At 72.7% G+C, this 25,245-nt stretch carries 21 protein-coding genes; 13 read left to right on the forward strand and 8 right to left on the reverse strand.

All coding sequences use genetic code 11. The annotated features are described in order from the left end of the window. Positions 1-131 precede the first annotated feature (131 nt). Positions 132-2,117 carry an RICIN domain-containing protein gene (locus tag LCH29_RS02370; RefSeq protein WP_446459985.1) on the forward strand — a complete coding sequence of 662 codons (1,986 nt, stop codon included), beginning with the start codon at positions 132-134 and terminating at the stop codon, positions 2,115-2,117. Positions 2,118-2,244: 127 nt separating this feature from the next. Here LCH29_RS02370 and LCH29_RS02375 read toward each other — a convergent pair whose 3' ends face one another. After that, positions 2,245-2,850 carry an MFS transporter gene (locus tag LCH29_RS02375; RefSeq protein ID WP_446459986.1) on the reverse strand — a complete coding sequence of 202 codons (606 nt, stop codon included), beginning with the start codon at positions 2,848-2,850 and terminating at the stop codon, positions 2,245-2,247. A gap of 38 nt (positions 2,851-2,888) precedes the next feature. Here LCH29_RS02375 and LCH29_RS02380 point away from each other — a divergent pair, with 38 nt between their 5' ends. The 7 genes from LCH29_RS02380 to LCH29_RS02410 all read left to right on the forward strand — a co-directional run bounded on the left by LCH29_RS02380 (position 2,889) and on the right by LCH29_RS02410 (position 11,185). Then, entirely contained in the window at positions 2,889-4,244 is a 1,356-nt protein-coding gene (locus LCH29_RS02380) for a hypothetical protein (RefSeq protein ID WP_446459987.1), read from the forward strand. Between the two features lie 171 nt (positions 4,245-4,415). Beyond that, positions 4,416-5,243, forward strand: a complete 828-nt coding sequence (locus tag LCH29_RS02385; RefSeq protein WP_446459988.1) for an SDR family NAD(P)-dependent oxidoreductase — start codon at positions 4,416-4,418, stop codon at positions 5,241-5,243. Between the two features lie 33 nt (positions 5,244-5,276). Beyond that, entirely contained in the window at positions 5,277-6,644 is a 1,368-nt protein-coding gene (locus LCH29_RS02390) for an MFS transporter (RefSeq protein WP_446459989.1), read from the forward strand. Positions 6,645-6,668: 24 nt separating this feature from the next. Continuing rightward, positions 6,669-7,529: an isocitrate lyase/PEP mutase family protein gene (locus LCH29_RS02395; protein WP_446459990.1), complete on the forward strand. Its 861-nt coding sequence runs from the start codon at positions 6,669-6,671 to the stop codon at positions 7,527-7,529. Between the two features lie 8 nt (positions 7,530-7,537). Then, positions 7,538-8,536 carry a C-terminal binding protein gene (locus tag LCH29_RS02400; RefSeq protein ID WP_446459991.1) on the forward strand — a complete coding sequence of 333 codons (999 nt, stop codon included), beginning with the start codon at positions 7,538-7,540 and terminating at the stop codon, positions 8,534-8,536. A gap of 13 nt (positions 8,537-8,549) precedes the next feature. Beyond that, positions 8,550-10,418 carry a bifunctional sugar phosphate isomerase/epimerase/4-hydroxyphenylpyruvate dioxygenase family protein gene (locus LCH29_RS02405; protein WP_446459992.1) on the forward strand — a complete coding sequence of 623 codons (1,869 nt, stop codon included), beginning with the start codon at positions 8,550-8,552 and terminating at the stop codon, positions 10,416-10,418. Between the two features lie 38 nt (positions 10,419-10,456). Continuing rightward, complete coding sequence (locus LCH29_RS02410) at positions 10,457-11,185, forward strand: GntR family transcriptional regulator (protein WP_446459993.1); 729 nt, start codon at positions 10,457-10,459, stop codon at positions 11,183-11,185. A 4-nt stretch (positions 11,186-11,189) separates the two neighbouring features. On the opposite strand, the gene LCH29_RS02415 is transcribed toward LCH29_RS02410, so the two are convergent. From LCH29_RS02415 to LCH29_RS02430, 4 genes are all read right to left on the reverse strand, one after another. After that, complete coding sequence (locus LCH29_RS02415; RefSeq protein ID WP_446459994.1) at positions 11,190-12,470, reverse strand: DUF1266 domain-containing protein; 1,281 nt, start codon at positions 12,468-12,470, stop codon at positions 11,190-11,192. A gap of 39 nt (positions 12,471-12,509) precedes the next feature. Then, positions 12,510-12,989 (reverse strand): hypothetical protein, encoded by a 480-nt coding sequence (locus tag LCH29_RS02420; RefSeq protein ID WP_446459995.1) that lies wholly within the window; start codon positions 12,987-12,989, stop codon positions 12,510-12,512. Between the two features lie 172 nt (positions 12,990-13,161). Beyond that, positions 13,162-14,145: an FkbM family methyltransferase gene (locus LCH29_RS02425; RefSeq protein WP_446459996.1), complete on the reverse strand. Its 984-nt coding sequence runs from the start codon at positions 14,143-14,145 to the stop codon at positions 13,162-13,164. A gap of 19 nt (positions 14,146-14,164) precedes the next feature. Further along, positions 14,165-15,085 carry a beta-xylosidase family glycoside hydrolase gene (locus LCH29_RS02430; RefSeq protein ID WP_446460280.1) on the reverse strand — a complete coding sequence of 307 codons (921 nt, stop codon included), beginning with the start codon at positions 15,083-15,085 and terminating at the stop codon, positions 14,165-14,167. A gap of 118 nt (positions 15,086-15,203) precedes the next feature. On the opposite strand from LCH29_RS02430, the gene LCH29_RS02435 reads away from it, so the two are divergent. Beyond that, complete coding sequence (locus LCH29_RS02435; RefSeq protein ID WP_446459997.1) at positions 15,204-16,769, forward strand: GMC family oxidoreductase; 1,566 nt, start codon at positions 15,204-15,206, stop codon at positions 16,767-16,769. A gap of 31 nt (positions 16,770-16,800) precedes the next feature. Here LCH29_RS02435 and LCH29_RS02440 read toward each other — a convergent pair whose 3' ends face one another. The 3 genes from LCH29_RS02440 to LCH29_RS02450 all read right to left on the reverse strand — a co-directional run bounded on the left by LCH29_RS02440 (position 16,801) and on the right by LCH29_RS02450 (position 21,289). Beyond that, complete coding sequence (locus LCH29_RS02440; protein WP_446459998.1) at positions 16,801-17,526, reverse strand: TIGR03943 family putative permease subunit; 726 nt, start codon at positions 17,524-17,526, stop codon at positions 16,801-16,803. Beyond that, positions 17,523-18,536, reverse strand: coding sequence for a permease (locus LCH29_RS02445; RefSeq protein WP_446459999.1), 1,014 nt, complete (start codon positions 18,534-18,536; stop codon positions 17,523-17,525). The genes LCH29_RS02440 and LCH29_RS02445 overlap by 4 nt, the downstream gene beginning before the upstream one ends. A gap of 80 nt (positions 18,537-18,616) precedes the next feature. Continuing rightward, positions 18,617-21,289, reverse strand: coding sequence for a SpoIIE family protein phosphatase (locus LCH29_RS02450; RefSeq protein WP_446460000.1), 2,673 nt, complete (start codon positions 21,287-21,289; stop codon positions 18,617-18,619). Between the two features lie 307 nt (positions 21,290-21,596). Here LCH29_RS02450 and LCH29_RS02455 point away from each other — a divergent pair, with 307 nt between their 5' ends. The 4 genes from LCH29_RS02455 to LCH29_RS02470 all read left to right on the forward strand — a co-directional run bounded on the left by LCH29_RS02455 (position 21,597) and on the right by LCH29_RS02470 (position 25,193). Next, positions 21,597-22,025, forward strand: coding sequence for a hypothetical protein (locus LCH29_RS02455; RefSeq protein WP_446460001.1), 429 nt, complete (start codon positions 21,597-21,599; stop codon positions 22,023-22,025). Positions 22,026-22,275: 250 nt separating this feature from the next. Beyond that, a complete protein-coding gene (locus tag LCH29_RS02460; RefSeq protein ID WP_446460002.1) occupies positions 22,276-22,638 on the forward strand; it encodes a hypothetical protein in 363 nt (120 codons plus the stop codon). A 129-nt stretch (positions 22,639-22,767) separates the two neighbouring features. Continuing rightward, on the forward strand, positions 22,768-23,898 hold the full coding sequence (locus tag LCH29_RS02465) for a PLP-dependent cysteine synthase family protein (protein ID WP_446460003.1): 1,131 nt from the start codon (positions 22,768-22,770) through the stop codon (positions 23,896-23,898). Continuing rightward, positions 23,895-25,193 carry an MFS transporter gene (locus LCH29_RS02470; protein WP_446460004.1) on the forward strand — a complete coding sequence of 433 codons (1,299 nt, stop codon included), beginning with the start codon at positions 23,895-23,897 and terminating at the stop codon, positions 25,191-25,193. The genes LCH29_RS02465 and LCH29_RS02470 overlap by 4 nt, the downstream gene beginning before the upstream one ends. Positions 25,194-25,245 lie beyond the last annotated feature (52 nt).

A 25,245-nucleotide genomic window follows, 5' to 3' on the forward strand; every position in this document is an offset into this window, starting at 1 on the left:
GTTCCGCATCGGTTCCGTATGCAAAGGTGCAGGTGTCGCCACGTGGGCCAGGTGTTTCTGAGCGCCGCCGGCAGGGCCGACACTCCTAATTGGTACGGACTTTTCTCGCTGCCCTGTGAAAGGGAAAAGACGTGAACGATGCCGCCCTGACGGACTTCTTGACTCCCACCCCCCTGTTCGGCGTGACGGATGAACAGCTCACGGCCGAACTCAAGAAGGGCTCGGGGAAACTGTCCGAGCATCACCCCGTCGGGGAGCTGCTGGGCCGCCACTGGGAGGCGGCCTTCTCCTACGCGAGCCAGTGCACCATCGGCACCCACCCGGCGGGGATCCTCACGTCCGCCGCGTTCACCAGGCTCTTTGGGGAGGCGCTGCGGCGGACCGCACCGGCCACCGCGTGGCGGCCACGGGTGCTGGCCACCGTGCGGGGCATAGCGGAGGAGTGGAACGCGGGCCCGCGGGGCGCGTTGCTCCATCCCGGTCTGCGGGCCGACCTCGGGGCGCGGGGGCGCGGGGACGGGCGGCTCCGTCCGCCGGAGAACAGACGCCTGGTGTTCCGCGCGTTCCAGCGACTCCCCGAGGCGGCCCGCTGCCTGCTGTGGCACACGGAGGTCGAGGCCGACCAACTCGCCGTACCAGCAGGGCTGTTGGGACTGCACGACGATGTCCCCGGCGAGCTGGAGCGGGCCCGTCTGCGCTGGCGTCAGGCCTGCCTGGAGGCCCATCGCGACACGGCCCCCGAGGAGGAGTGCCGGCACTACAGCCGGCTGCTGGACGTCTCGCTCCGCCGCGGCGACACCTGGCTCGACCCCGATCTGCGGCAGCACCTGGCCACGTGCGAGCACTGCCGTCAGGCCGCCGACCAGCTGGACCACTCCACCGGACGGCCCGCCGTCCTGCTCGCCGAGGCGGTCCTGGGGTGGGGCGCGCGGGAGTACCTCGACTCCCGGCCGGGCCGCCGCATCCCCGACCCCGCCACGGCCGTGGATCCCCCTCCCATGCCCCGCACCCCGCCACGCGGCGGCGGCCCTCGCCACTCGGCGCGGAAACACCCCTGGTGGAAGGCCCTCCCGGCGGCGCTCCCGACGGCGCGTCCGGCGGCGCGCACGAGGCGGCCGCGGCTCACCGGCGGCCGGTTCCTCTTCGTGGCGGCGGCCAGCGGCTGTGTCCTGGTGTCCGTGGCGGTGGCCTCCGTCCTCCCGTCCGGCGGTGGCGAGGACGCGGCGTACGAGCGCGACACCCCGTCCACGACACCGGGCGCGGGTGACACGACGGCCCCCGGTTCGGATCCCTCGTGGATCGGCGCCGACGGCCGCCCGGCCGACACCCTGCGCGGACGGTTGCGCGACGCGGCGAGCGGGCTGTGCCTCGACATCGTCGGAGACAAGCCCGCGGCGGGCGCCGAAACCGTGGCCACGCCCTGCACCTCCGCGGACACCCAGCAGTGGTCGTACGAGGCCGACGGCCTGCTGCGCAGCGCTGCCTCCCCCGGACTCTGCCTCAACTCCCGGCTGAGCTTCTCCATCCGGCTGGGCCCCTGCGAGACCACCTCACGGCGGGACGCCGCGAACGTGCGGTACGACTTCACCCTCCAGGGCACCCTGGTGCCGCGCTGGAACCAGGAGCTGGCCCTGACCCCGGACTCCACGGAGAAGGGGGCCGCGCTGGTCCTGAAGACACGTGGCGACTCCGCGACGGCACAGCGCTGGTTGGCGGGCGGCGCGGCGGACGACAACCGGTACCGGACCGAGACGGCCCGCCCGGACCGGGAGACGGCGCCCCGTCAGGTGTCCGTCGTCCACCCGAAGAAGCCCGCCCGCACCGAGCCCCCGGCGCACACGCCCGAGCCCCCGGCGCCGCAGCGGTCCGCACCGCCGAAACGGTCGCACCCCGCGCCCAAGAAACCGCACCGCCCCAAGCCCCCGGCGGGTCCGCCCCCGCGACAGGCGGGCTCCTGGTACGGCCAGCAGGGACAGCAGGGCCAGCGCGGATGGCACGGTCGGCCGGGCCCGTACGGACGGCAGGGGTGGCCTGGGCAGTACGGGCAGGGGCAAGCCCCCTGGGCCCCGGACCGGGCCGGATACGACCGCGGCTGGGGGCGAGGGGGTTACCGCTGACGACGGGACGCGAGAGGACCTACTCCACGGTCACTGCCGACCGCGTGGCCGTGGGGTGTGCGGGCCGGTCGGGGTCGGTGGTCCCGGACGCGAAGTACACGTCGGACGGCCGGATGCGCGAGGCCGCTCAGACGCTGACGACCGCGGTGGCCGCCAGATAGCCGCAGGCGATCCACGGGGCGCCGTGTCCGAGCGCGAGGAAGGTGGTCATGAGCAGCGGTGTGATGCCGGAGGCGTAGGCACCGGACAGCTGGTAGACCACGGACATACCGGTGTACCGCACCTCCGCCGGGAACAGGGAGGCGAACAGGGTGCCCTGAGCCCCGTAGAACGAGGCGTGGACCACGCCCAGGGTCAGCGCGATCGCCGCGGCGAACCCCCAGATGCCGGTGGAGTGGAACAGCCAGAAGGCGGGGAACACGCTCAGCCCGAACGGCGCCATGCCCACCATGTACATCCGGCGCGCGCCCTGCCGGTCCACCAGGGAGCCGGACAGCGGGATCAGGACGGCCATCAGCAGCGCGCCGAAGGTGAGGGCGAGCAGGACCGGGGTGCGCGGCAGGTCCAGCGTCGACGTGGCGTAGACCCGGCCGCGATGTGCGGGTCCTCGACCAGCCGTCCGTCCGGCAGCTCCTGCCGCAGCTCGTCGATCAGCACGCCCGGACCCCCGCCCCGTCGTCGCATCCGTACCGGCACGCGTGCCGGCTTCCGTACCGCATGAGAAACCCCCCAAAGCTCGCAATATGCACAATATGGGCTAGCGTCGTAGGTATGAAGACCGTACGACGCGTCTTCCGGATGGCGCTGGTGCTTCCGCTGGTCGTGGCAGCGCTGCTGCTCGCCGCCGTCGCCGCGGCTCCCGGCGCACGGGCCGCCGACTCCCTCGACACCGCGGCGGCGTCCCTGCGCAACGGGCCCGTCTACGTCGATCCCCGCGCCCGGGACATCCTGCCCCGGAGCGAGGCCGACGCCCTGTCAAGGAAGATCGAGAAGGCGGACAAGCCGGTCTTCGCCGTCGCGTTCCCCGCCGCCGAGAAGCACGACCGGTCGACCCTGCTCCAGGATCTGCGGACGAAGGTCGGCGTCACCGGCGTGTACGCGGTCGCGCTCGGCGACCGTTTCGACGCGGGCGCCGACCACTCCGTCCTCTCCCGCGACGCCGTGGAGAACCTGACCGGCGCCGCGCAGCGGTCCCACCCCGGCGACTCCGGGGCCATGCTCACCGACTTCGTCGACCGGGCCGTGGAGCAGGCCAAGGGCGACGCGCCCGCCACGTGGGACAACGGCGCCACCACGCCCAGCGGAAGCACCGGCGCGCTGGGCCTGCTGGTCACGCTCGGCGTGCTGGTCATCGTCGGCGTCGGCGGCACCTTCCTGGTGAGCAGGCGCGTCACCAGGCGGCGGCAGCAGGAGGACCGGGCCCGGCTGGAGGAGCTCCGCCCGGTGGTGGACGAGGACATCACCGCCTTCGGCGAGGAGTTGACCCGGATCGGCTTCGAACCGGCGTCCCCGAAGGCCGACGACGCGATGCGCGAGGACTACACCCGGGCCCTGGACTCCTACGAGCACGCGAAGACCGTGATGGAGAGGGCGCAGTCCCCCAGGGAGGTCCGGGACGTGACCGAGGCGCTGGAGGACGGCAGGTTCTCGCTCGCCACCCTGGAGGCCCGGCTGGACGGCAAGCCGCTGCCGGAGCGCCGTCCTCCGTGCTTCTTCGACCCACGGCACGGCCCCTCGGTCGAGGACCGGCGGTGGACCCCGAAGGGCAGCACCTCCGAGCGGACCGTTCCGGTCTGCGCGGCGGACGCCGCCCGGCTGGACGACGGCGAGGAGCCGATGGCCCGGGAGGTCGACACCTCCGCGGGGCGGCGCCCGTACTGGGAGGCCGGACCGACCTACGCCCCCTGGGCGTCCGGCTACTTCGGCGGCGCGCTGCTGCCGGGCCTGCTGGTGGGCACCCTGCTCGGCACCTCGCTCGGCTCGCCCTACGCGTACGGGGACTACTACGGCGCCGGTCCGGCCGGTGACTACTCCGGCGGCGACCACTCGGGCGGCGACTTCGACCCGGGCGACTTCGGCGGGGATTTCGGCGGCGGCTTCGGCGGGGGAGACTTCGGCGGAGGCTGATGCGGAGGCCGACACCGCCCCGCGGCCCGGCCCGCACCACGGTGCGACACATCGCGCGAACAATCTCGTGCCCGCATCTTGTATCCCAGATTGCCGAACTCTAGTGTCCCAGTCTCAGTGGCCCGGCCTGCCCACCCTCTCCGGCCGGGCGCTCCGACGAAAGGGACGAGAGTGGCAGACCTCAGCGGTCTCTGCGTCGCGGTCACCGGTGCCGGGCGCGGCATCGGACGGTCGATCGCCCTGCGGCTCGCCGCGGCGGGCGCGCATCTGGCCGTCATTGACCGCGAGGCCTCCCGCGCCGAGGCCGTGACGGCCGAAGTGGCCGCCCTCGGCCGCCCGGCGCTGGCCGTCGCGGGCGATGTGACCCGTGCCGCCGACTGCACCGAGATGGTGCGGTGCACCGCCGACGGCCTCGGGCGGCTCGACGTCATGGTCTGCAACGCGGGCATCGTGCAGGTCAAGCCCTTCCTGGACATCACCGAGGAGGACTGGGACGCCACCTTCGCCGTCAACGTCAAGGGCACGTTCCTGACCATGCAGGCCGCGGCCGCCTGGATGCGCGCGCAGGACCCCCTGAGCGCCGCCGATGCCGCCGACCGCGCCCGTCCGCGCGGGAAGATCATCACGATGTCGTCGATCGCCGGACGGTACGGCGCCGGCGCGATGGCACCCCTCACTCCCCACTACCGCGCCAGCAAGGCGTCCGTCATCAGCCTCACCCAGACCGCGGCCTACGCGCTGGCGCCCGACATCACCGTCAACGCCATCTGCCCCGGACTGGTCGGCACCGACATGTGGCGCCAGATCGACCAGGAGTGGTCCGCCACCGAGGGGTGGACCACGGGCGAGGCGTGGAAGCGGCGCACCGCCGTCGTCCCCATGGGCCGCCCGCAGACGCCGGACGACGTCGCGGGCCTCGCCCTCTACCTCTGCTCACCGGATTCCGACTACATGACCGGCCAGGCCGTCAACATCGACGGCGGACTGATCATGAGCTGAGCCGCCCTCCTCCCCGCACGATCGAGGAAGCACATGACACACGCACCCAGCGGCACCCCCGCCACGACTCTGGACGAGGCCGGGCAGCGGGCAGCCGTCTCGCGCATCTCCTGGCGCATCCTTCCGCTCATCGCCGTCGGCTACGTCATCGCGTACGTCGACCGCACCAACATCGGCTTCGCCCAGCTGGGCATGGGCACCGAACTGGGCATCAAGGCCGCCGCGTACGGCCTCGCCGCCTCGATCTTCTTCGTCGCGTACTTCTTCTTCGAAGTGCCGAGCAATCTGCTGCTGCGCCGCTTCGGCGCCCGCGCCTGGCTCGCCCGCATCATGGCGACCTGGGGGATCATCACCGTGATCACCGGGTTCACCACCAACGTGCAGATGCTGTACGTGATGCGCTTCCTGCTCGGCGTCGCGGAGGCCGGTTTCTTCCCCGGCATCATCGTCTACCTCACCCTGTGGTTCCGCTCCGGCGACCGGGCCGTCGCGCTCGGCTGGCTGGTGCTGGCCCAGCCCATCTCGTTCATCTGCGGCGGGCTCCTCGGCGGCCTGATCCTGGACCACACCGGCTGGTTCGACATGGCGGGCTGGCGCTGGCTGTTCATCCTGACCGGCGCCCCCGCGATCCTGATGGCCGTCGTGACGTACGCCTTCCTCCCGGACTCCCCGGCGACCGCGCGCTGGCTCGCCCCCACCGACCGCGACTGGCTGCGCCGCTCCCTGGAGTCCGAGCAGGGCACCGGCCACGACGAGGGCGTACGGGCGCAGCTCGCAGCCCTGCGGAACCCGCGTGTGCTGCACCTGGCCGCCACCCATCTCGCGCTCGCCGTCGGCACCTACGGGTTCAACCTCTTCCTGCCGCTGATCATCAAGCAGATCAACCCCGCCTACTCGGCCACCAACATCGGCTTCACCGCAGCCATCCCCTACCTCTGCGCCGCGCTCGCGCTGCTGGTCACCGCCCAGCTGTCCAAGCGCGCCCGCGAGCGCAAGTACCTGGTCGCCGTGCCGCTCGCCATGGGCGCCATCGGCCTCGCCGCGGTGATCGCCCTGCGGCACCAGCCCGGACTCGCGGTGGTCGCGCTCGCGGTCACCGGGATCGGCGCCTTCGCCTGGCTGCCGCCGTTCTGGGCGCTCACCACCGACAGCCTGTCCAAGACCCACGCCGCGGTCGGCATCGCCGCCATCAACTCCATCGGCAACCTCGGCGGGTTCTTCGGCCCGTACATCGTCGGCAAGGAGACCGACGGCGACACCGTCACCGCGGGCCTGCTCATCCCCGTCGTGTCGCTGGCCGTCTCGGTCGTGCTGATCCTCCTGTGGCGCAGCCCCGCGCGGCAGCCCGGCTCCGAAACCGGCCCGGCGGCGGTGGCCGACGCACCCGCCGCCGCCCGCTGACCCCTTCGTCGAAAGGAGCCGACCGTGTCAGCCGCCACGTCGCTGGGCGCCCTCCTGAACGGTCCCGGCATCGTCCGGGCCCCGGGCGCACCCGACTCGGCCACGGCCCGCCTCGTCCAGGCCGCCGGTTTCCCGGCCGTCTACATGACCGGCTTCGGGGCCACGGCCAGCCGGTTGGGCACCCCCGACATCGGGCTGCTCACCCAGACCGAGATGACCGAACACGCCCGCAACATGACCCGCGCCGTGACCATCCCGGTCATCGCCGACGCCGACACCGGCTACGGCGGCCCCTCCAACATCCACCGCACCGTGCGCGAGTACCTCCAGGCCCAGGTGGCGGCCATCCACCTGGAGGACCAGGTGGCGCCCAAGCGGTGCGGCCAGATGAGCGGCATCCGGCTGATGGACGAGGACGAGAGCGCCGCCCGGATCGCCTGCGCCGTCGAGGCCCGGGGCGGCGACGACCTGCTCGTCATCGGACGCACCGACGCCCTGCCCGCCGCCGGGATCGGGGCGGCGGTACGCCGCGCCAACCGCTACCGCGACGCGGGCGCCGACCTGGTCTTCGTCGACGGCATCAAACGCGTCGAGGAGGTGGAGGCCGTCGCCAAAGCCGTCGAAGGACCCAAGGTCGTCTCCATCGTGGACGGGAACGAGACCACCCGGCTCACCGCCACCGACCTGGCCGACATGGGGTTCCGAATCGTCTTCTACGCGGTCACGGCGCTGTTCACCGCCACCCGCGCGGTCGCCGACGCATTGGACCACCTGCGCACCGCCGGAACCCCCGCGGGCGGCCCGGCCCAGCACACCTACGCCGAGTTCTGCGACCTCGTCGACCTCGGCTTCCACCAGGACCTCGACCACCGCTTCGGGAGCTGAGCGCCATCATGTTCACCGTGGTCGTCACCGACTACGAATTCGCCGACCTCGAGCCCGAGCGGCAGGTCCTGGAAGCGGCCGGGCTCAACCTCGTCCCCGCCCAGGCCCGCACCGAGGACGAGCTGATCGAGATCTGCGCCGACGCCGACGCCGTGATCAACCAGTACGCACCCGTCACCGCCGAGGTCATCCGCCACCTGAACCGCTGCCAGGTGATCTCCCGCTACGGCATCGGGCTCAACACCATCGACGTCCCGGCGGCGACCGCCGAGGGCATCGCCGTCGCCAACGTGCCGGACGGCTCCCTGGAGGAGGTGTCCGACCACGCCGCCGCGCAGATCCTCACCCTCGCCCGGGGACTGCACCGCTACGACGCCGCCGTCCGCCGCGGCACCTGGGACTACACCGTCGCGAAACCGCTGCGGCGGCTGCGCGGACGCACCCTCGGGCTCGTCGGATTCGGCCGCATCCCGCAGCGGCTCGCCGAGAAGATGGGCGGCTTCGGGATGACCCTCCTCGCCCACGACCCGTTTGCCGACGCCGCCCGGGCGGCGGCGCTCGGCGTCCGGCTCGTGGACCTCGACACCCTCTGCCGCGACGCCGATGTGGTGTCCGTACACGCCCCGCTGACGGCGGAGACCGAAGGGATGATCGGGCCCGGGCAGTTCGCCGCGATGAAGCCGACCACCTGCCTGGTCAACACCGCCCGCGGCCCGGTCGTGGACGAGACCGCGCTCATCGAGGCGCTGCGCTCGGGAGGCATCGCCGGGGCCGCGCTGGACGTCTTCGCCCACGAACCCATCGGCCCCGACAGCCCGCTGGCGCGGTGCGAGAACGTGGTCCTCACCCCGCACACCGCCTGGTACTCGGAGGACTCCGAGAGCGAGATCCGTACGAAGACGGCCCGCAACGTGGTAGAAGTCGCCCAGGGGCGGCTGCCCACCTACCTGGTCAACCACGACGTCGACCACCGTGTCATCGCCGCCCCGCACAGCATCGCCCGTTGACAGGAGGACCTTGATGACGCCCACGACCGCGGTCGCCACGGTGTGCCTGTCGGGAACCCTGGACGACAAGCTCACCGCCGCGGCGGACGCCGGTTTCGCCGGGGTGGAGATCTTCGAACCCGACCTCGTCGCCTCCCCGCTCGCCCCCGCCGCGATCCGGGACCGCTGCGCCGACCTCGGCCTGTCCATCGACCTCTACCAGCCCTTCCGCGACCTCGACTCCACCTCGCCGGACCGCTTCGCCGCCAACCTCGGCCGCCTGGAGCGGAAACTGGAGGTGATGCGGCAGCTGGGCACCGACACCCTGCTGGTGTGCTCCTCGGTCTCCCCGGACGCGGTCCCGGACCCCGATCTGCTCGCCGGGCAGCTGCACACCGCGGCCGGGCGCGCCGCGGACCACGGCATACGCATCGCCTACGAGGCCCTCGCCTGGGGCGCCCACATCGACACCTACGAGGCGTCGTGGGACGTGGTCGCCCGCGTCGGCCACCCGGCGCTCGGGCTGTGCCTGGACAGCTTCCACATCCTCTCCCGCGGCTCGGACCCGGCGGGCATCCGGGACATCCCCGGCGAGAAGCTGTTCTTCCTCCAGCTCGCCGACGCGCCCCACCTCGACATGGACGTCCTCCAGTGGAGCCGCCACCACCGGCTCTTCCCCGGCCAGGGCGCCTGGGACCTGTCCGCGTTCCTCGCCCACGTCCTGGCCGCGGGCTACCGCGGGCCCCTGTCGCTGGAAGTCTTCAACGACGTCTTCCGCCAGGCCGACCCGGGCCGTACGGCCATCGACGCCCACCGCTCGCTGCTGGCGCTGCGGGACGCCACCGCCCGCAGCGCGCCTGTGCGGTCGGCGGGCGCCGTACCGCCCCTGCCCAAGGGGCCCGCGCCCACCGGCGTCGCGTTCGCCGAAGTCGCCGTCGACGCGGAGTCCGGGCCGCTGATCGCGCGGGCGCTGGACGGGCTCGGCTTCACCCACACCGGCCACCACCGCACCAAGCCCGTCCAGCTGTGGACCCAGGGCGAAGCCCGGCTCCTCCTCAACACCGGCGTCACCCGCCCCGGCGGCGCGATCAGCGCCCTGGGCCTGCACACCGCCGACCCCGGCGCCTCGGCCGCGCGCGCCGAAGCGCTGCTCGCACCGGTCCTGCCGCGCACCCGGGGCCCGGCCGAGGCCGACCTCGCCGCCGTCGCGGCCCCGGACGGCACCGAGGTCTTCTTCTGCGGCACCGGGGACGACTGGCTGGCCGACTTCACCCCCGCCGCCGAAGCGCCGGACCGGCCCGGCGCGGGCGTCACCCGCGTCGACCACATCGCGCTCACCCAGCCGTTCGACCACTACGACGAGGCCACGCTCTTCTACCGCGCCGTCCTCGGCCTCACCCCGCAGCCCACCGCCGAATACGCCGCCCCCTTCGGCCTGGTCCGCAGCCGGGCCTTCACCGACCCCGCCGAGCGGGTCCGCATCGCGCTGTCGGTGACCCTGCTGCGCCGGGGCGACTGGGCACCGCCGGTCGCCAGCCCCCAGCACATCGCCTTCGCCACCGACGACATCGTGGCGACCGCCCGTGCCGTACGCGACCGGGGAGCCCCCCTGCTGGCCGTCCCGGACAACTACTACGACGACCTCGACGCCCGGCTCGGCCCCGACCCGGCGCTCCTCGCCGACCTCCGTGAGCTGGGCATCTTCTACGACCGCGACGCCGACGGCGCGTTCCTCCACTGCTACACGGAGATCCTGGGCGGCGCGGTCTTCTTCGAACTCGTCCAGCGCGTCGGCGGCTACACCGGCTACGGCGCCCCCGACGCCCCCGTCCGCATGGCCGCCCACCGCACCGCCCGCCTCGCCCAGGCCGGGCCGGATCCGGCGATACGGCAGCTACGGTAACGTTCGGGATACTCATGGACATACGCGCTGGGAGAGGCATGGCACGCACGACGGGCGGCGGACGGTCCTCGTCACTGGCCTCGGAGGTGGCACGCCGCCTCCGCGCGGCCATCGTGGACGGCGAGTTCGACCTCGGCGAGGCGCTCTCCGAGGACGGTCTCGCCTCCGCCCTCGGGGTGAGCCGCACACCCGTCCGCGAGGCCCTGCGCATGCTCCAGCTCCAGGGCCTGGTCGAGATCGTGCCCAAGTCCGGGACGTACGTCTTCCAGCCCACCGAGGACGAGATCTTCGAGCTGTGCGAATACCGCACCACCCTGGAGATCCGCGCCGCCCAACTGGCCCTCGAACGCAACCCGGACGCCGCCCTCGCCGCCATGCGCCGCGCCGTCGAGGCCATGACCGACGCGCTGGCGGGCAACAACACCAAGGCGTACGGCATCGCCGACACCGCCTTCCACGAGGCGTTCTTCGCCCACTGCGGCAACCGCTACCTCAGCGACGCCTACCAGATGAGCCTGGCCCGCGTGTCGGCCCTCCGCGTCCACCTCACCTTCCGCGCCACCACCGAACCGGCGCGCTCCTTCGAGGAACACCGGCGGATCATCGAGATCTTCGCCGAAGGGCGCCTGGCGGAACTGGAGGAGATCCTGAAGGCGCACATCATGCGGACGCGCGAGAACTACGTGCTGGCCCTGCGCGACCGTGCCGCCCGCGACACCGAATCCAAGGCGGCGGGCCTCCGCCGCAAGCTCGGCCTGTCCAGCTGACCGCTCACTGCTTCCAGGGGATCGTCAGCCAGGGGCTGGTGGGGTCGGTGGTGAGGATGCGATGCGCTTCCAGCATGTCCTGGTACCAGCTGCCGAATTCCTCTTCGTCGAAGTGGAGGCAGCGGCCCAGGACGTAGGACGCGGAGAACTCTTCCCAGGAGCGGTAGTTGGCCCGGCCGAGCCTGCCGGCACGGAGGATCGCGTTCTCGGCTTCCTGCTGGTCGCAGTAGCGGGCACCCAGTCCCCAGCGGGCCATTCCGACGGCCCGCCCGTAATCCCATGCCTCCACGGTGGGGATGAACTTCCCCTCCGCCAGCAGCCCGTCGGCGCGGAAACGCTTCTCGTAGCGGGCGATCCGGCCGATGAGCCGCTGCACTCCCGCGATCTGCGCCGTCACGTCGGCGCTGTCCCGGGGACCGACCTTGGTCACCCCGTCAGCGCTCAGCCGGTACTCGGTCCCCTCGGCGCCCCGCCGCAGCACCTGTTCGGCCGCCTTGCGCCACTGGTCCACCTCGACGTATCCGCCGAACTCCCGGGACAGCGCCCGCCGGACGCCGAGTACGAACTCCCAGGCGCCGCTGACCATGTCCGCCTCCAACAGGCGCTGCTGGCAGTCCCGCCACTCCTCGCGGCTGGTGATGCCCCACCACTCCTTGAGCCGCCTCTTCTCCCCGGTGTATCCCGTGCCGTGATAGGCCCTGGTGTTCCACAGATCACCGTTGCTGACGGACAGCAGCCCGATCAGCCCCAGCCCGTGCGCCAGCGCTCCCGAGGCCGCCATGTCTCCCTCCAGGGCGCGCAGCCGCATGCTGTCGTGAGACCGGCCGCAGTCGCATCGCGCGATGCGCTGCACATGCTGCCGCCACAGGGCGCGATGGGCCGGTGTCGCGGGGAAGAACACCTCGCACGGGCTTCCCGGATTGACCACGATCCATGAGATGGCGCTGTCCTGCCAGCTGTTCGCCAACCACTCCAGGTCGGCATAGGTGAACACGGTCTCCGGGTCGGGAGCGGGCAACATGCCCTCCGTGAGGAGCGGCAGGCAGTTGGCCCGCACCTGGGAATACCAGTAGCCGTTGGACCGGACCCTCCCCGGATGGGCGTCGACCCACTCCCGGGATTCGGCCATGAAGAGATCCGCATCGGCCAGCGCATCGAAGAACGCGGGCCAGTCACCGCGCAGCTTGGCCTCGTACAGCGTCCGCTCGACCGCACCCGGCGCCTGCCACGCGGGCGGCGCCTGGTGTTCCGTCCGGCCGACCGCGATTCCCTCCCCGTCACCCATGACAGGAGACTCTATCGAGCGCCGGCGGCCCGTCTTCCCCTACCCCGCGATCACCATGGCGAGGACGTACGCGACGAACGCGGCGGGCAGCAGTCCGAAGAGGGCGCCCGCACGCAGGAAGAGGGGCTTGCCGGGGGCCAGCCGGGAGGCGAAGGGGTCGGGGCCGGGGCCCGGCAGGCGCTCGATCGTCGAGTGGACCCGCCAGTTCAGCAGGAGCGTGACGGGGTTGAACAGCAGCGCGGACAGCGGATGCCACCACCCCTGCCACAGTGTCATGGCGGTGTGCTTCCGGAGCAGCGCCGTGCCACAGGTCCGGCAGAAGTGTCCCTTCCGCTTCCGGAACAGCATGAAGACGACCAGGCCCTGGTGGTGGCGGATCGCCATCTCGGCCGCGGGCGACCCGCCGCACATCCGGCAGGCGAGCTGCTCCGGCGCGGCATACGGGGCCTCCGGCCCGGCCTGGCGCGCCGAGGGGGCTGGGCGAAGGGGATACCCCGGCAGCGGCGGCCGATCGGTCACGGGTGAGCCCGTTCCGTACCCCGTACCGGGAACCGCGCCATAAGGGTTGCTGCCGGGCAGTGTCGGCGGCGACAGAGACTTCCTCACGGTGCAACCCTATGCGACGCGCCGCGGGGGTGGCCGAGGTTGCCCGTACGGGGCCGGACGCACCGGCCCCGTACGGGTGTTGTCGTCACTTGGGGGCGGCGTCCGCGCGCATCATCACGCAGTCGAACTCCACCACGCGTCCCGTGGTGTCCTCGCGTGTCACCGGGTACATGCCCGTGATCCCGAAGCCGCTGTCCTCGTACGCGGCGATGGCCTCGCTCATCGCGGGGCTCCCCTCGTAGAGACGCAGCACCGCGACCTCCGACTGCAACCCCACGAACTCCTCGATCCGGTCCCCGGCGCCCGCGAACACCTCCAGGTCGTAGCCCTGGGTGTCCATCTTCAGATAGGGGCGGGGGTCGGTGAGTCCGGCCAGCGCCTTGTCCATCACGCTGTCCAGCCTGCGGATCTCGATCTCCTCCGTACGGTCCTTGGCGAACCGCCGGTAGCGCTCCTTGCCGTAGTCGCTGGCGCCGAGCAGGGAGTTCATGGTGGCCCAGCCCACGTGCATGGACTGGGTGGCCTCCTCGCGCCCGAGCGCGAAGGGGAACACCCACCACTCGGGGTCGTCCTTGGCGGCCTTCTCCAGCTTCGCGAAGGCTTCCTCGGTGGGCTCGAAGGAAACGATTCTGCCCGTATAGCCGAGCCGGCGGAGGCGCCTGCCGTACTGACCGGCGTTGGCCCCCACGTCGAAGACGCAGTTCACCTGGTATTTCTCCAGCAGCCCGGCCACATGGTGGCCGCACAGATACGTGGCGGCCGCCAGCTGGAGCGTCCGTTCGTCGGAGCCGGCGTCGTAGAGCAGATGGGCACCGGTGTCGCCGAGGCGCACGTTCGTCCACGCGTCGGAGGGGTCGCCCCGGCCACGGGCCACCACCCAGGTATCAGGCCGCACCTTCGTCACGGCATAGCGGCCGCCGCCGCGTGTCACCAGATCGGCCTCCCGGTCCACCGCGACGCGCTTCCGCTTGCCGCGCCGGGAGAGCACCGCGGTGCCCGAGCCGAGGTCGAGCACCTGCACGCCGAGCCGGGGAAGCACATTCAGCAGACTTCTGTAAAGGGTTTGCATCCAGACAGCCTCGCAGGTCTCAGCCGTCTCGGCTTCCCCTTACGGCCAATTGATTGATTTCTCTCTCGCTTCCTGGGATCGGCCTGCTGTTTTTTAAGAAAAAGTGTGCCAAGCGGCTCGTCCGCCGAGAGCGGCCGGGCCGTGCTCGGGTTAACGGGAAGTGGCCGAAATTGGCCGGGATCGGGCAGCCGCGGCCGCTGCCCGATGTGCCCCGACGGTGGTGGTCGCCCGGACGGTGGTGGTCGTCCGGGCCGTGGTGGTCAGAGCGCCGGGCCCACCCGGAACCAGTCGAACTCCGCCGCACTGCTCCGGCGGCCGCCGGTCCGGTGGCGCAGAGTCCCACGGTCGCCCCGATCCAGGTGCCCGCGGTCGCCGTGAACGGCGCGCCGAGCGGAGCGAACCCCCGGCCGTCCGTGTCGACCGCGAACCGGCACACCGCGCCCGGACCCACGGTCACCCGCAGCCGCACCGCGGCGCGCCCCTTCCCCGGCGGCACCGGCGGGGTGGCGTCCACCTCGGCGGCGTCCTCGTCGGCGGTGCGGCACACCAGGGCGATCCGGTCGCCGTCGTGGCGCAACCCCGCCCAGCAGTACGTCGCACCCAGCATGCCCAGCCCGGCGCGGGCCTCCGCGGTCCTGGCGGACAGGGCCATCGAGGTCGTCGCCGTGAAGGGCTCGGCGGGCAGCCGCTGACCCAGCACGTTCGGCAGCAGCCGGAGAGTCCACGCTGGAGGGGCCGCGCCCAGTACCGCCGACGCGGCCGCCGCGCCGAGGCCGGTCCGTATCACGTGCCTGCGACTGTGCCGGCTCACGGTTGTCTCCGCATCTCGACATCTCGACATCTCGACATCTCGATATCTCGACATCTCGAACGGGGATGAGTGCGTGTACTTGTTCCAGTAGGCGCTTACCGGCGGGAGCGTGGCAGCGGGGGAGTTCATGGGCAAGAAGCCCGGACATCCTGATATCGCGTCAGATCCACCTGGCTGAGCGTCACATGACGCGCACCGGGACAATGGGGCGCGCACGGTCCGCGCAGTCTCGGTCGAAGGAAATCGGATGAACACTCACGACTACGTCATCGTCGGCGCCGGATCCGCGGGGTGTGTGCTGGCGGCCCGGTTGTCGGAGGACCCCGAGGTCAGGGTGGCGCTGATCGAGGCGGGAGGGCCCGACACGGCTGAGGAGATCCATGTGCCCGCCGCCTTCCCCCAGTTGTTCAAGGGCGAGCTCGACTGGGATCTCCATTCGGGCCCCGAACCGGGGCTGGGCGGCCGCCGGACCTATCTGCCCCGCGGCAAGGTGCTGGGCGGATCCAGTTCCATCAACGCGATGATCTATATGCGCGGCAACCGTGCGGATTACGACGGCTGGGCCGCCGCCGGGGCCACCGGCTGGTCGTACGGCGAGGTGCTGCCGTACTTCCGGCGCGCGGAGGACAACGAACGCGGCCAGAACGTGTTCCACTCGGTGGGCGGGCCGCTCGCCGTCAGCGACAGCAGGTCCTGCCACCCGCTCGCCAGCGCGTACATCGAGGCCGCCGTGCAGGCCGGACACCCGCGCAACGAGGACTTCAACGGCCCGACCCAGTTCGGCGTCGGGCGGCACCAGCTGACCCAGCGGGGTGGCATGCGCTGTAGCGCGGCCGTCGCCTATCTGCACCCCGTGCTCGGGCGGCCGAACCTCACCGTGTTCTCGTCGGCCCGGGCCCACCGCGTGCTGATCGAGGGCGGCCGGGCCGGGGGAGTGGTGGTGGAGCGCGGCGGCACGGTCGAGGTGATCCGCGCCGAGCGCGAGGTGATCCTGTCCGCGGGCGCCTACGAGTCCCCGAAGCTGCTGATGCTGTCCGGGATCGGGCCCGCCACCACGCTGTCGTCCTTCGGCGTCGACGTGGTGCGCGACCTCCCGGTGGGGGAGGGCCTCCAGGACCACTACATGGCCCTGCTGAACTTCCGTACCGATGTCGAATCGCTGATGACCGCGGCGACCCCGGAGAACGCCGCACTGCTGGCGAACGAGGGGCGCGGCCCGCTGACGTGCAACATCGGCGAGGCCGGTGGCTTCTTCCGCAGCCGGGACGGACTGGAGGCCCCGGATGTGCAGTTCCACATGGCACCGGTGCTGTTCCACCAGGACGGGCTCGCCCCCGCCACCGAGCACGGTTTCGCGCTGGGCCCGTGCGTGCTCGCCCCGACCAGCCGCGGCCGGGTGACGCTGGGGTCCGCGCAGCCGGACGCCGAGCCCAGGATCGTGCACAACTACCTCACGACGGCCGAGGACCAGCGCTGCATGGTCGAGGGCGTCCGCATCGCCCTGCGGATCGCGGCACAGGACGCGTTGGCCCGGGTCACCACTGGGCCGTTCGACGTGCCGGACTCGGACTCCGACGCGGATCTGCTCGCCTTCGCGCAGCGGGCCGGGCAGACGCTCTACCATCCGACGTCGACCTGCGCCATCGGCTCCGTGGTCGACCCCGAGCTGCGGGTGTTCGACGTGGCGGGGCTGCGGGTCGTCGACGCCTCGGTGTTCCCGACGGTGCCGAGGGGGAACACCAACGCGCCCGTCATCATGGCCGCGGAGAAGGCCGCCGACCTCATACGGGGCTTCCCCGCGGCGATACGCTGACGCCTCCCTCCGCCCGCACCCGTACGGCCCTTCAGCCGTTCCAGCTCTCGTCGTACGGGTCGCGCGGGGCCGGGACCGGTGTGGCGCGGCTGACGTCGATGTACGGGATGACACCCCCGCCCACCGGGTCCTTGGTCCGCTTGCCGGTGTAGGTGCCGGTGACTTCGAGCCAGGTGTCGGGCCGCAGGACCGGGGGAGTCCGCCCGGACAGGCCGACCTTGACGGGCTGTGCGTCGGCGGCGCAGCAGTTGAGCGCCATGCGCACCAGATAGGGCGCGCCACGGCGGTCGAGGGCGACGAAGCCGGTGATCCTGACGTTCCGGTCGCGGAGGGAGCGGCCGTGGTCGTAGACCGCGCGGCCCGCGTAGTCGGCCACGTTGAGGGAGAGCGGGTCGCGGGCGGGGAGGGTGGGGAATCCCCAGGGCGGCCGTTGCAGCGCCGTGCCCGCGTGCATGGCGCTGTAGGAGCCCAGCGCGGGCGGGGCGACCAGGATGAGGGCGAACAGGGGCAGCACCAGCAGCCAGGAGACACGTGGTTCGCGGTGGCCGTGCCCGTCGCCGTGCTCGTGGCCGTCGCGCGGGTGCCGCAGTTCGTACCAGACGGTGGCGACGGCGGTGCCGATCAGGACGACACCGGACGCGAGCAGCAACGGCCGCAACCCGGCCTTGACGTACCGCAGATAGAGGTCGGTGAACCCGGCGTGCAGCACGGCCACGCCGAGGAGGAACAGTACCGCTGCCTGGGCCTGTCGGTTCACAGCAGCACCGCCCCGACCAGGGCCGACGCAACGATGGCCACGGCGAAGGTGGCGGGCGCGAACCGCAGCGCGAACCCGCGGCCGAACGTCCCGGCCTGCATGGCGAACAGCTTCAGGTCGATCATCGGCCCCACGACGAGGAACGCCAGCCGGGCAGTGAGCGAGAACTGCGACAGCGACGCGGCCACGAACGCGTCGGCCTCGGAGCAGATCGACAACACCACCGCGAGGAGCCCCAGGGCGAGGATCGCCACCACGGGATTGCCCGCCGCGGTGTGCAGCCAGCTCGCGGGCACCACGGCCTTGAGGGTGGCCGCGGTCATCGCGCCCACGACCAGGAAGCCACCGGCGTGCATCACGTCGTGCCGTATCGACCCCCAGAACGCCGCCCCCTTGCCCAGGCCGTCGAGCGACGGATGGGCCGGTGGCCGCATCCAGTCGGTGCGGCCCAGCCGCTGCCACAGCCAGCCCATCACGCACGCCACGAGCAGGCTCGCCGCGAACCGGGCGAGAACCATGCGCGGTTCGCCGGGAAACGCCACGGCCGTGGCGGTCAGCACGATCGGGTTGATGGCGGGGGCGGACAGCAGGAACGCCAGCGCCGCCGCGGGGGTGACACCCCGTCGTACAAGCGCCCCGGCCACCGGCACGGAGGCGCATTCGCAGCCGGGCAGCACCGCCCCGGCCACCCCGGCGACCGGCACCGCGAGGGCGGGGCGCCCGGGCAGCGCGCGGGCGAAGAACGACGGCGGCACGAACACCGCGATGACGGCCGACAGCAGCACCCCGAGGACGAGGAACGGCAGGGCCTGCACGACAACCGCCACGAACACGGTCATCCAGCTCTGCATCACCGGCGCGGACAACGCCCCGCGGACCGGCCCCTGGAGCGTCACCACCAGGACCAGCAGCAGGGTCAGCACGAGGGAGGAGTTGACCCGCCGGGCCCGGGGATCGTCCGCGTCGTCCCGGCGGCCGCCCCGGGCCGGGGGCGCTTTGGTGAGGGTCACGGGTGAGGTACCTCCGGCGTGGAAGGGCGTCGAGGGTGGCTTCCCCTCGCCCTTCAGTACGCCGATTCGGGCACGGCGTCTCACTCCGACAGCGGGTGCTCGGCCCAGATGACCTTTCCGTGCGCGGTGTAGCGGGTGCCCCAGCGCCGGGCGAGCTGGGAGACCAGGAACAGGCCCCGCCCACCCTCGTCGGTCAGCTCGGCCCGCCGCAGATGGGGCGAGGTGCTGCTGCCGTCGGACACCTCGCAGATCAGGCTGCGGTCGCGGAGCAGCCGTATCCGTACCGGAGGGCCGCCGTACCGCAGGGCGTTGGTGACCAGCTCGCTGATGACCAGCTCGGCGGCGAAGGCGGCCTCGTCCAGCCCCCAGTCGCGGATCCGCTGGGCGCAGGCGGCGCGGAGCGGGGCGACCGCCGCCGGGTCGGCGGGCACCTCCCACTGGGCCACGTTCTCCGGGGCGAGCCGGTGGGTGCGGGCCACCAGCAGGGCGGCGTCATCGCTCGGCCGGGCCGGGAGGACGGTCGAGAACAGCTCCTGGCAGGTGTCGGCGGGGCCGCGGTCCGGGGCGGCGGCGAGGGTACGGCGCAGCAGGTCCAGGCCGGTGTCGTGGTCCCGGTCGTGGCTGGCGACCAGTCCGTTGGTGTACAGGACCAGGCGGGTGCCCTCGGGCACCGGCAGGTCGGCCGCCTCGAAGGGCTCGCCGCCCAGGCCCAGCGGCGGTGAGGCCGGGACCTCGGGGGTCTGCACGGTGCCGTCCGGGCAGGCCAGTACGGGGCCGGGGTGACCGGCCCGGGCCACGCTGCACCGGGCGGAGACCGGGTCGTAGATCGCGTACAGGCAGGTGGCGCCGGAGATGCGCGCGCTGTCGGGGTCCGTCTCGCGCTCCAGGTCGAGCCGGGCGACCAGCTCGTCCAAGAGGGCGAGCACCTCGTCGGGGGGCAGGTCCAGGGCCGAGAAGTTCTGCACCGCGGTGCGCAGCCGGCCCATCGTGGCCGCCGCGTGCAGCCCCTGCCCGGCCACGTCCCCGACGACGAGGGCGATCCGGGCTCCGGGGAGCGGGAGCACGTCGAACCAGTCCCCGCCCACCCCGGCCCGCGCGGGCAGATAGTGGGACGCCACGTCCACGGCGTCCTGGTCGGGCAGCGCGCCGGGCAGCAGATTGCGCTGGAGCGTGGTGACCATGGTGTGCTCGCGGGTGTAGCGGCGCGCGTTGTCGACACAGACCGCGGTGCGCGCGGCCAGCTCCCCGGCGATCACCAGGTCCTCGTCGTCGAACGGCACGCTCGGCCGGGTCCGGCAGAAGGTGGCCACGCCCAGCGGGACGCCGCGGAATCGCAGCGGAACCGCGATCAGCGAGTGGATCCCCTGGCCGCGCAGGCGCCGGGCCTCGGCCTCGCACGGGGCGGTCCGCTCGGCAGCGTCGTTCAGATCGGCGCACAGGACGGCCTGCCCGCTCTCCAGCGCCTGGTGCTGCGGCGACGACGACGGAGGGACGGCTCTCTCGCCCGAGCGGAAGAGCGGGTGCTCGGGCGGTACGCCGCCGACCGCCGTGCGGTGCAGTACGCCGTGCGGCGCCGCCGGTTCCTCGCCCCGCAGCACCGGCTCCAGCAGTTCGACGGTGGCGATGTCGGCGAACCGGGGGACGACCACCCCCACCAGCTCCTCCGCGGTGCCGCTCAGCTCCAGGGTGGAGCCGATCCGTACCCCGGCCTCGTACAGCAGCCGCAGCCGCTCGCTCGCGGCCTCGGCGCGGCCGGACAGCGCGCGCAGCTCGGTGGTGTCCCGCAGCGTCGCCACGCTCCCGGCGGGGCCGCCCGCCCGGTCGGTGGATCGGATGTTGACGGCCAGCAGCCGGTTCCCGGCGGCGTGCACCTCGTCGGTGACGGGCTGCCCGGCGGCCAGCAGCCGGGCCAGCCGCGGTTCGAGGCCGAGTGCGGTGGCGGGCCGTCCGTCGATGTCGGGGGTCAGCTGGAGCAGCCGCCGGGCCTCGTCGTTGACCAGCAGCAGCCGCCCGTCGACGTCCATGATCAGCACGCCTTCCCGGACCGAGTGCAGCACCGCGTCGTGGTGGGCGTACATGCGCGTCATCTCGGCGGGCCCCAGGCCGTGCGTCTGCCGCCGCAGCCGCCTGCTGGTCAGCGCCGTCCCGGCCGTCGCCAGGGCGAGGGCTGCGCCGCCCGCCCCGAGCAGCAGCGGCAGTTGGCGGTGCACCTCGCCGTTGACGCTGTCGATCCGGACCCCGACCGAGACCCCGCCGGCCAGGGCGCCGTCGGCCGTGGTGACGGGGACCGCCGAGATCACGGAGGGGCCCTGGCTCGCGCGGAAGGTCCGGGCGACCGTCTTCCCGGCGAGTTCCTCCCGTATCACCTCGTCGGGGCCGATGATCCGCTTGCCGATCAGCGCCGTCTCGGGGTGGGTGAGGCGCATCCCTTGCCGGTCGAAGACCACGACGCTGTCGACGCCGGTGCTCTTGCGCACCTCCTCGGCGCGGGGCTGGAGCAGCGCCGTCGGGTGGTCACCGGTCATGGCCTGGGCGATCCCGGGTCCCTCCGCGAAGGTTCTGGCGACGGCCAGCGACCGCTGGCGCGCTTCTCCGGTGGCGTGGCTCCGGGCTTCCAGCGCGAGGGCCGTCACCGCCAGGGAGACGAGGACGAGGGTGAGGAGGACCTGAAGGATGAAGGCCTGTCCGGCGAGGCTCGGCGCCCGTGACAGCGTCCGTATTCGGCCCCGGACCATACGAGCAAAATTGCTCATGTCGGCATTTATAACATTCCCCTCCGGCCACTCGGCAGGGCCAAGATCATGCGGCGTCGTCCGCCCGCCGTCCCTGCGCGGGGGATCATGTTCCGGCCGATCCGTGGCCGAGCGCAATACCTGGTCACCGGGTAGTCCGGCGCCGGTGTTCCGGTTGTGACCCGGAGGAGTGCGTGTCGTGTGCGAGATGTGTCTGGCTTGTTAACGACATGTTCCTGAGCGGTGTCGCAGCGTGGCCGTGCGCAACGCATAGGATCACCGCATGGTCACGGCCCGGTCGCGTTTTGGCATCCGGTGGGCTCGCTTGGTGGCGAGCCCGCTGCGTCTGCTGTGCCTGGCCGCGCTCCTGCTGGGCTTCGTCTCCCTGCACGCGGTGAGCGCCGAAGCCGTATCCGGCCATCTGGCCGGCTGCGCGTCCTCTCCGATGGCGTCGCCCGTGGTGTCGCCCATGGCGTCCGCCGCGCATGGCGAGACCCCGGACGAGACCGCGGAGCCCAAGGGCGCGGAGCCCGGGTCCGTGGGGCATCATCACGACGGCGAGGCGTCCCACTCCGCGCACGAATGCGTCCTCGCGCAGCCCGAGCAGGGGCCCGAGGTGGCGGCCCCGTGCCCGGCCCTCCCGGCCGAGGGTGCGCCCGGTGCCGCCGGGCACATGCCGTCCTCGCGCACGTCCGCGGCCACGGCGGCCGATGCCACGCCGCCCGATCTCCGACGGACCGCGCTGCTGCGCATCTAGTACGGGCCGGTATCGGACCTCGTCGACGCCCCCACACCTCTTCCGGTGACCGCGGTCACCCGTCATCGGTATGCGGCGCGTCCCGCGCCGTGATGGCGCCGTCGTTTCCTTGCCGATTCCAGCCCGCCACCTCCCGCGCCACGCGGCGGGAGGGCGGCCGCCGTGCGGAGAAACCGTGCCGATCCCTGCCTCATGCCCCCCTGCCCGGGCCGCTCGCCGCCCGTTGTGGCCCCGCCGCCTCCTGGCGTTCGTGCTGGGCGCGCTGCTGCTGACCGGACCCACCTGCCTCGGCCACGCCCTCGACGCGGGCCACGCCCACGGCCAGCGCGTCGCCCACGACTCCCGGCAGTCCCCGGCCGCCGAAATCGCCGAGACCGCCGGGCAGCCGAACGCCGACGGTCCGGAGGGGCCCGAGCACTGTGCGCCGACGCCCCGGGAAAAGTCCGGCCGGGCCGCGCAGCCGTCGGTGCGTGCCCTTCCCGCCACCGCCACCACCACCGCCGTCTGCCGGACCGTGGTCCTCGCGGTGGCCCCGGACCGCCCGCACGCGCTCTCCCCACGAGCGCCGACGGTCAGATCCACCCTCTGCTCGACCAGTCGGTGGCGCCTATAGGAGCGGTCGTCGTGGCCCGCACCCCGGTTGCCGCCCCCGGCGACCGGACGCGGATCGGTGCAGGCCCATGGGGCCGCACCGTGCCCGAGACGAGCATCCGACGAGCCATCAACCACCGAAAGCGGACAGATGCGATCTCTGACCCTCAACGATGCCACCCCCACCGTCCCCGGACTGTCCGGGCTGGTCGGCAACACGCCCGTCCTGCGGGTGTCCGAGCCCCTGGCCCCGGCAGGCCGCGGCTTCTGGGCCAAGCTGGAGGGCTTCAACCCCGGCGGCATCAAGGACCGGCCCGGGCTGCACATGGTCGAACGGGCCCGCGCCCGCGGAGACCTGCGTCCCGGCGGCGCGATCGTCGAGTCGACCAGCGGCACGCTGGGGCTCGGCCTCGCCCTGGCCGGTCTGGTGTACGGCCATCCCGTCACCCTCGTCACCGACCCCGGCCTGGAGCCGTCGATGACCCGGCTGCTGACCGCCTACGGCGCCTGGGTCGACATGGTCACCGAACCCCATCCGGAGGGCGGGTGGCAGCAGGCCCGCCGCGACCGGGTGAACGAACTCCTCGCCCGCAACGCCGGGTCCTGGTGCCCCGACCAGTACAACAACCCCGACAACACCGCCGCCTACACCCCGCTCGCCCTCGAACTGGCCTCCCGGTTCGGCCACATCGACATCGTGGTGTGCAGCGTCGGCACCGGCGGCCACTCCGCGGGCGTCTCCCGCGTGCTGCGCCAGCTCTACCCCGAGATCACCGTGGTCGGGGTGGACACCATCGGTTCGACCATCTTCGGGCAGCCCGCCCGCACCCGGCTGATGCGCGGCCTGGGGTCGAGCATCTACCCCCGCAACGTCGCCTACGAGAACTTCAGCGAGGTGCACTGGGTCGCCCCGCACGAGGCCGTGTGGACCTGCCGCCAACTGGCCTCGTCGCACTACGCCACCGGCGGCTGGAGCGTGGGCGCGGTCGCGCTGGTCGCCGGGTGGCTGGCCCGTACCCACCCTTCGGACGCCCGGATCGTCGCGGTGTTCCCGGACGGGCCGCAGCGCTATCTGGACACCGTGTACAACGACGACTACTGCGCCGCCAACGGCCTCCTGGACCAGCCGCCCGCGTCCGAACCGGACACGCTGGGACACCCCGCCGAGCGGGAAGTGGCCCGCTGGACCCGTTGCACCTCCGTGGTCGACCCGCTCGACCCGGGCGACCCGGCCGGTCCGTCGCGGTCCGCCGCCCCGGCCGCACCGGAGGCCGCCCGATGAAGGCCACGTTCACCCAGGTGCGGTCGTACGAGCGCAGCGTCCAGCTGCTGATGGTGAACCAGTTCACCATCAACCTCGGCTTCTACATGCTCATGCCCTATCTGGCCGCGCATCTGTCCGGGACCCTCGGGCTCGCCGGATGGCTGGTCGGACTCGTGCTGGGCGTGCGGAACTTCAGCCAGCAGGGCATGTTCCTGGTCGGCGGCGCCCTGGCCGACCGGTTCGGCTACAAGCCGCTGATCGTGGCCGGGTGTGTGCTGCGCACCGCCGGTTTCGCGACGCTCGGGCTCGTGGAGTCGCTGCCCGCGCTGCTGGCCGCCTCCGCGGCCACCGGACTCGCCGGGGCCCTGTTCAACCCGGCGGTCCGGGCCTATCTGGCCGCGGACGCGGGGGAGCGCCGGGTGGAGGCGTTCGCCCTGTTCAACATCTTCTACCAGGCCGGGATCCTGCTCGGCCCGCTGGTGGGCATGGTGCTGACGGGCGTCGACTTCCAGGTCACCTGCCTGGTCTCGGCCGCGATCTTCGCCGTGCTGAGCGTCGTACAGATCCGGTCGCTCCCGGCCCGCCGCGCCGATGACGGCCCGGAGCCCGGGCGGGAGAGCCGCGAGCGGGTGCTGACCCAGTGGCGCGGGATCCTGGCCAACCGTCCGTTCCTGCTGTTCTCCGCCGCCATGATCGGCTCGTACGTGCTGTCGTTCCAGGTCTATCTGGCCCTGCCGCTGGAGGTACGACGGCTCGGCGGCGAAGGGGAGTTCGGCACCGCGGCGGTGGCGCTGCTCTTCGCCGTCTCCGGGCTGAGCACCATCGTCGGCCAGACCCGGGTGACCGCGTGGTGCAAGGCCCGCATGGCGCCCGGCCGGGCCCTGGGCTGGGGGCTGGCCCTCATGGGGGTGGCGTTCCTGCCGCTGCTGGTGGCGACCGCGGTGCCCGTGCCGGACGGCGGGCCCGGACGGTGGTTCCTCGCGGCCGTGCCGCCCGCGCTCGCCGCGTTCCTGCTGGCGCTGGGCACGATGATCGCGTACCCGTTCGAGATGGACACCATCGTCCGGCTCTCGGGGGAGCGGCTCGTGGCCACCCATTACGGGCTGTACAACACCATCTGCGGGGTCGGCATCACCCTCGGGAACCTGCTCACCGGCGCGTCGCTGGACGCGGCACGCGAGGCGGGCATGCCCGCCGTCCCGTGGATCGTGCTGCTCGCGCTCGGTCTGGCCTGCGCGGCGGCGCTGTTCGGACTGCACCGCACGGGCCGGCTGGCACCGGCGGTGCCCGAACCCCGCCCCGCGGCGGCCTGACCCGGTCGAGACGCAGGGGGGCACCCCCGCCGGTGGCCATGACCGGCCACCG

This window comes from Streptomyces sp. BRA346, from assembly GCF_052851135.1.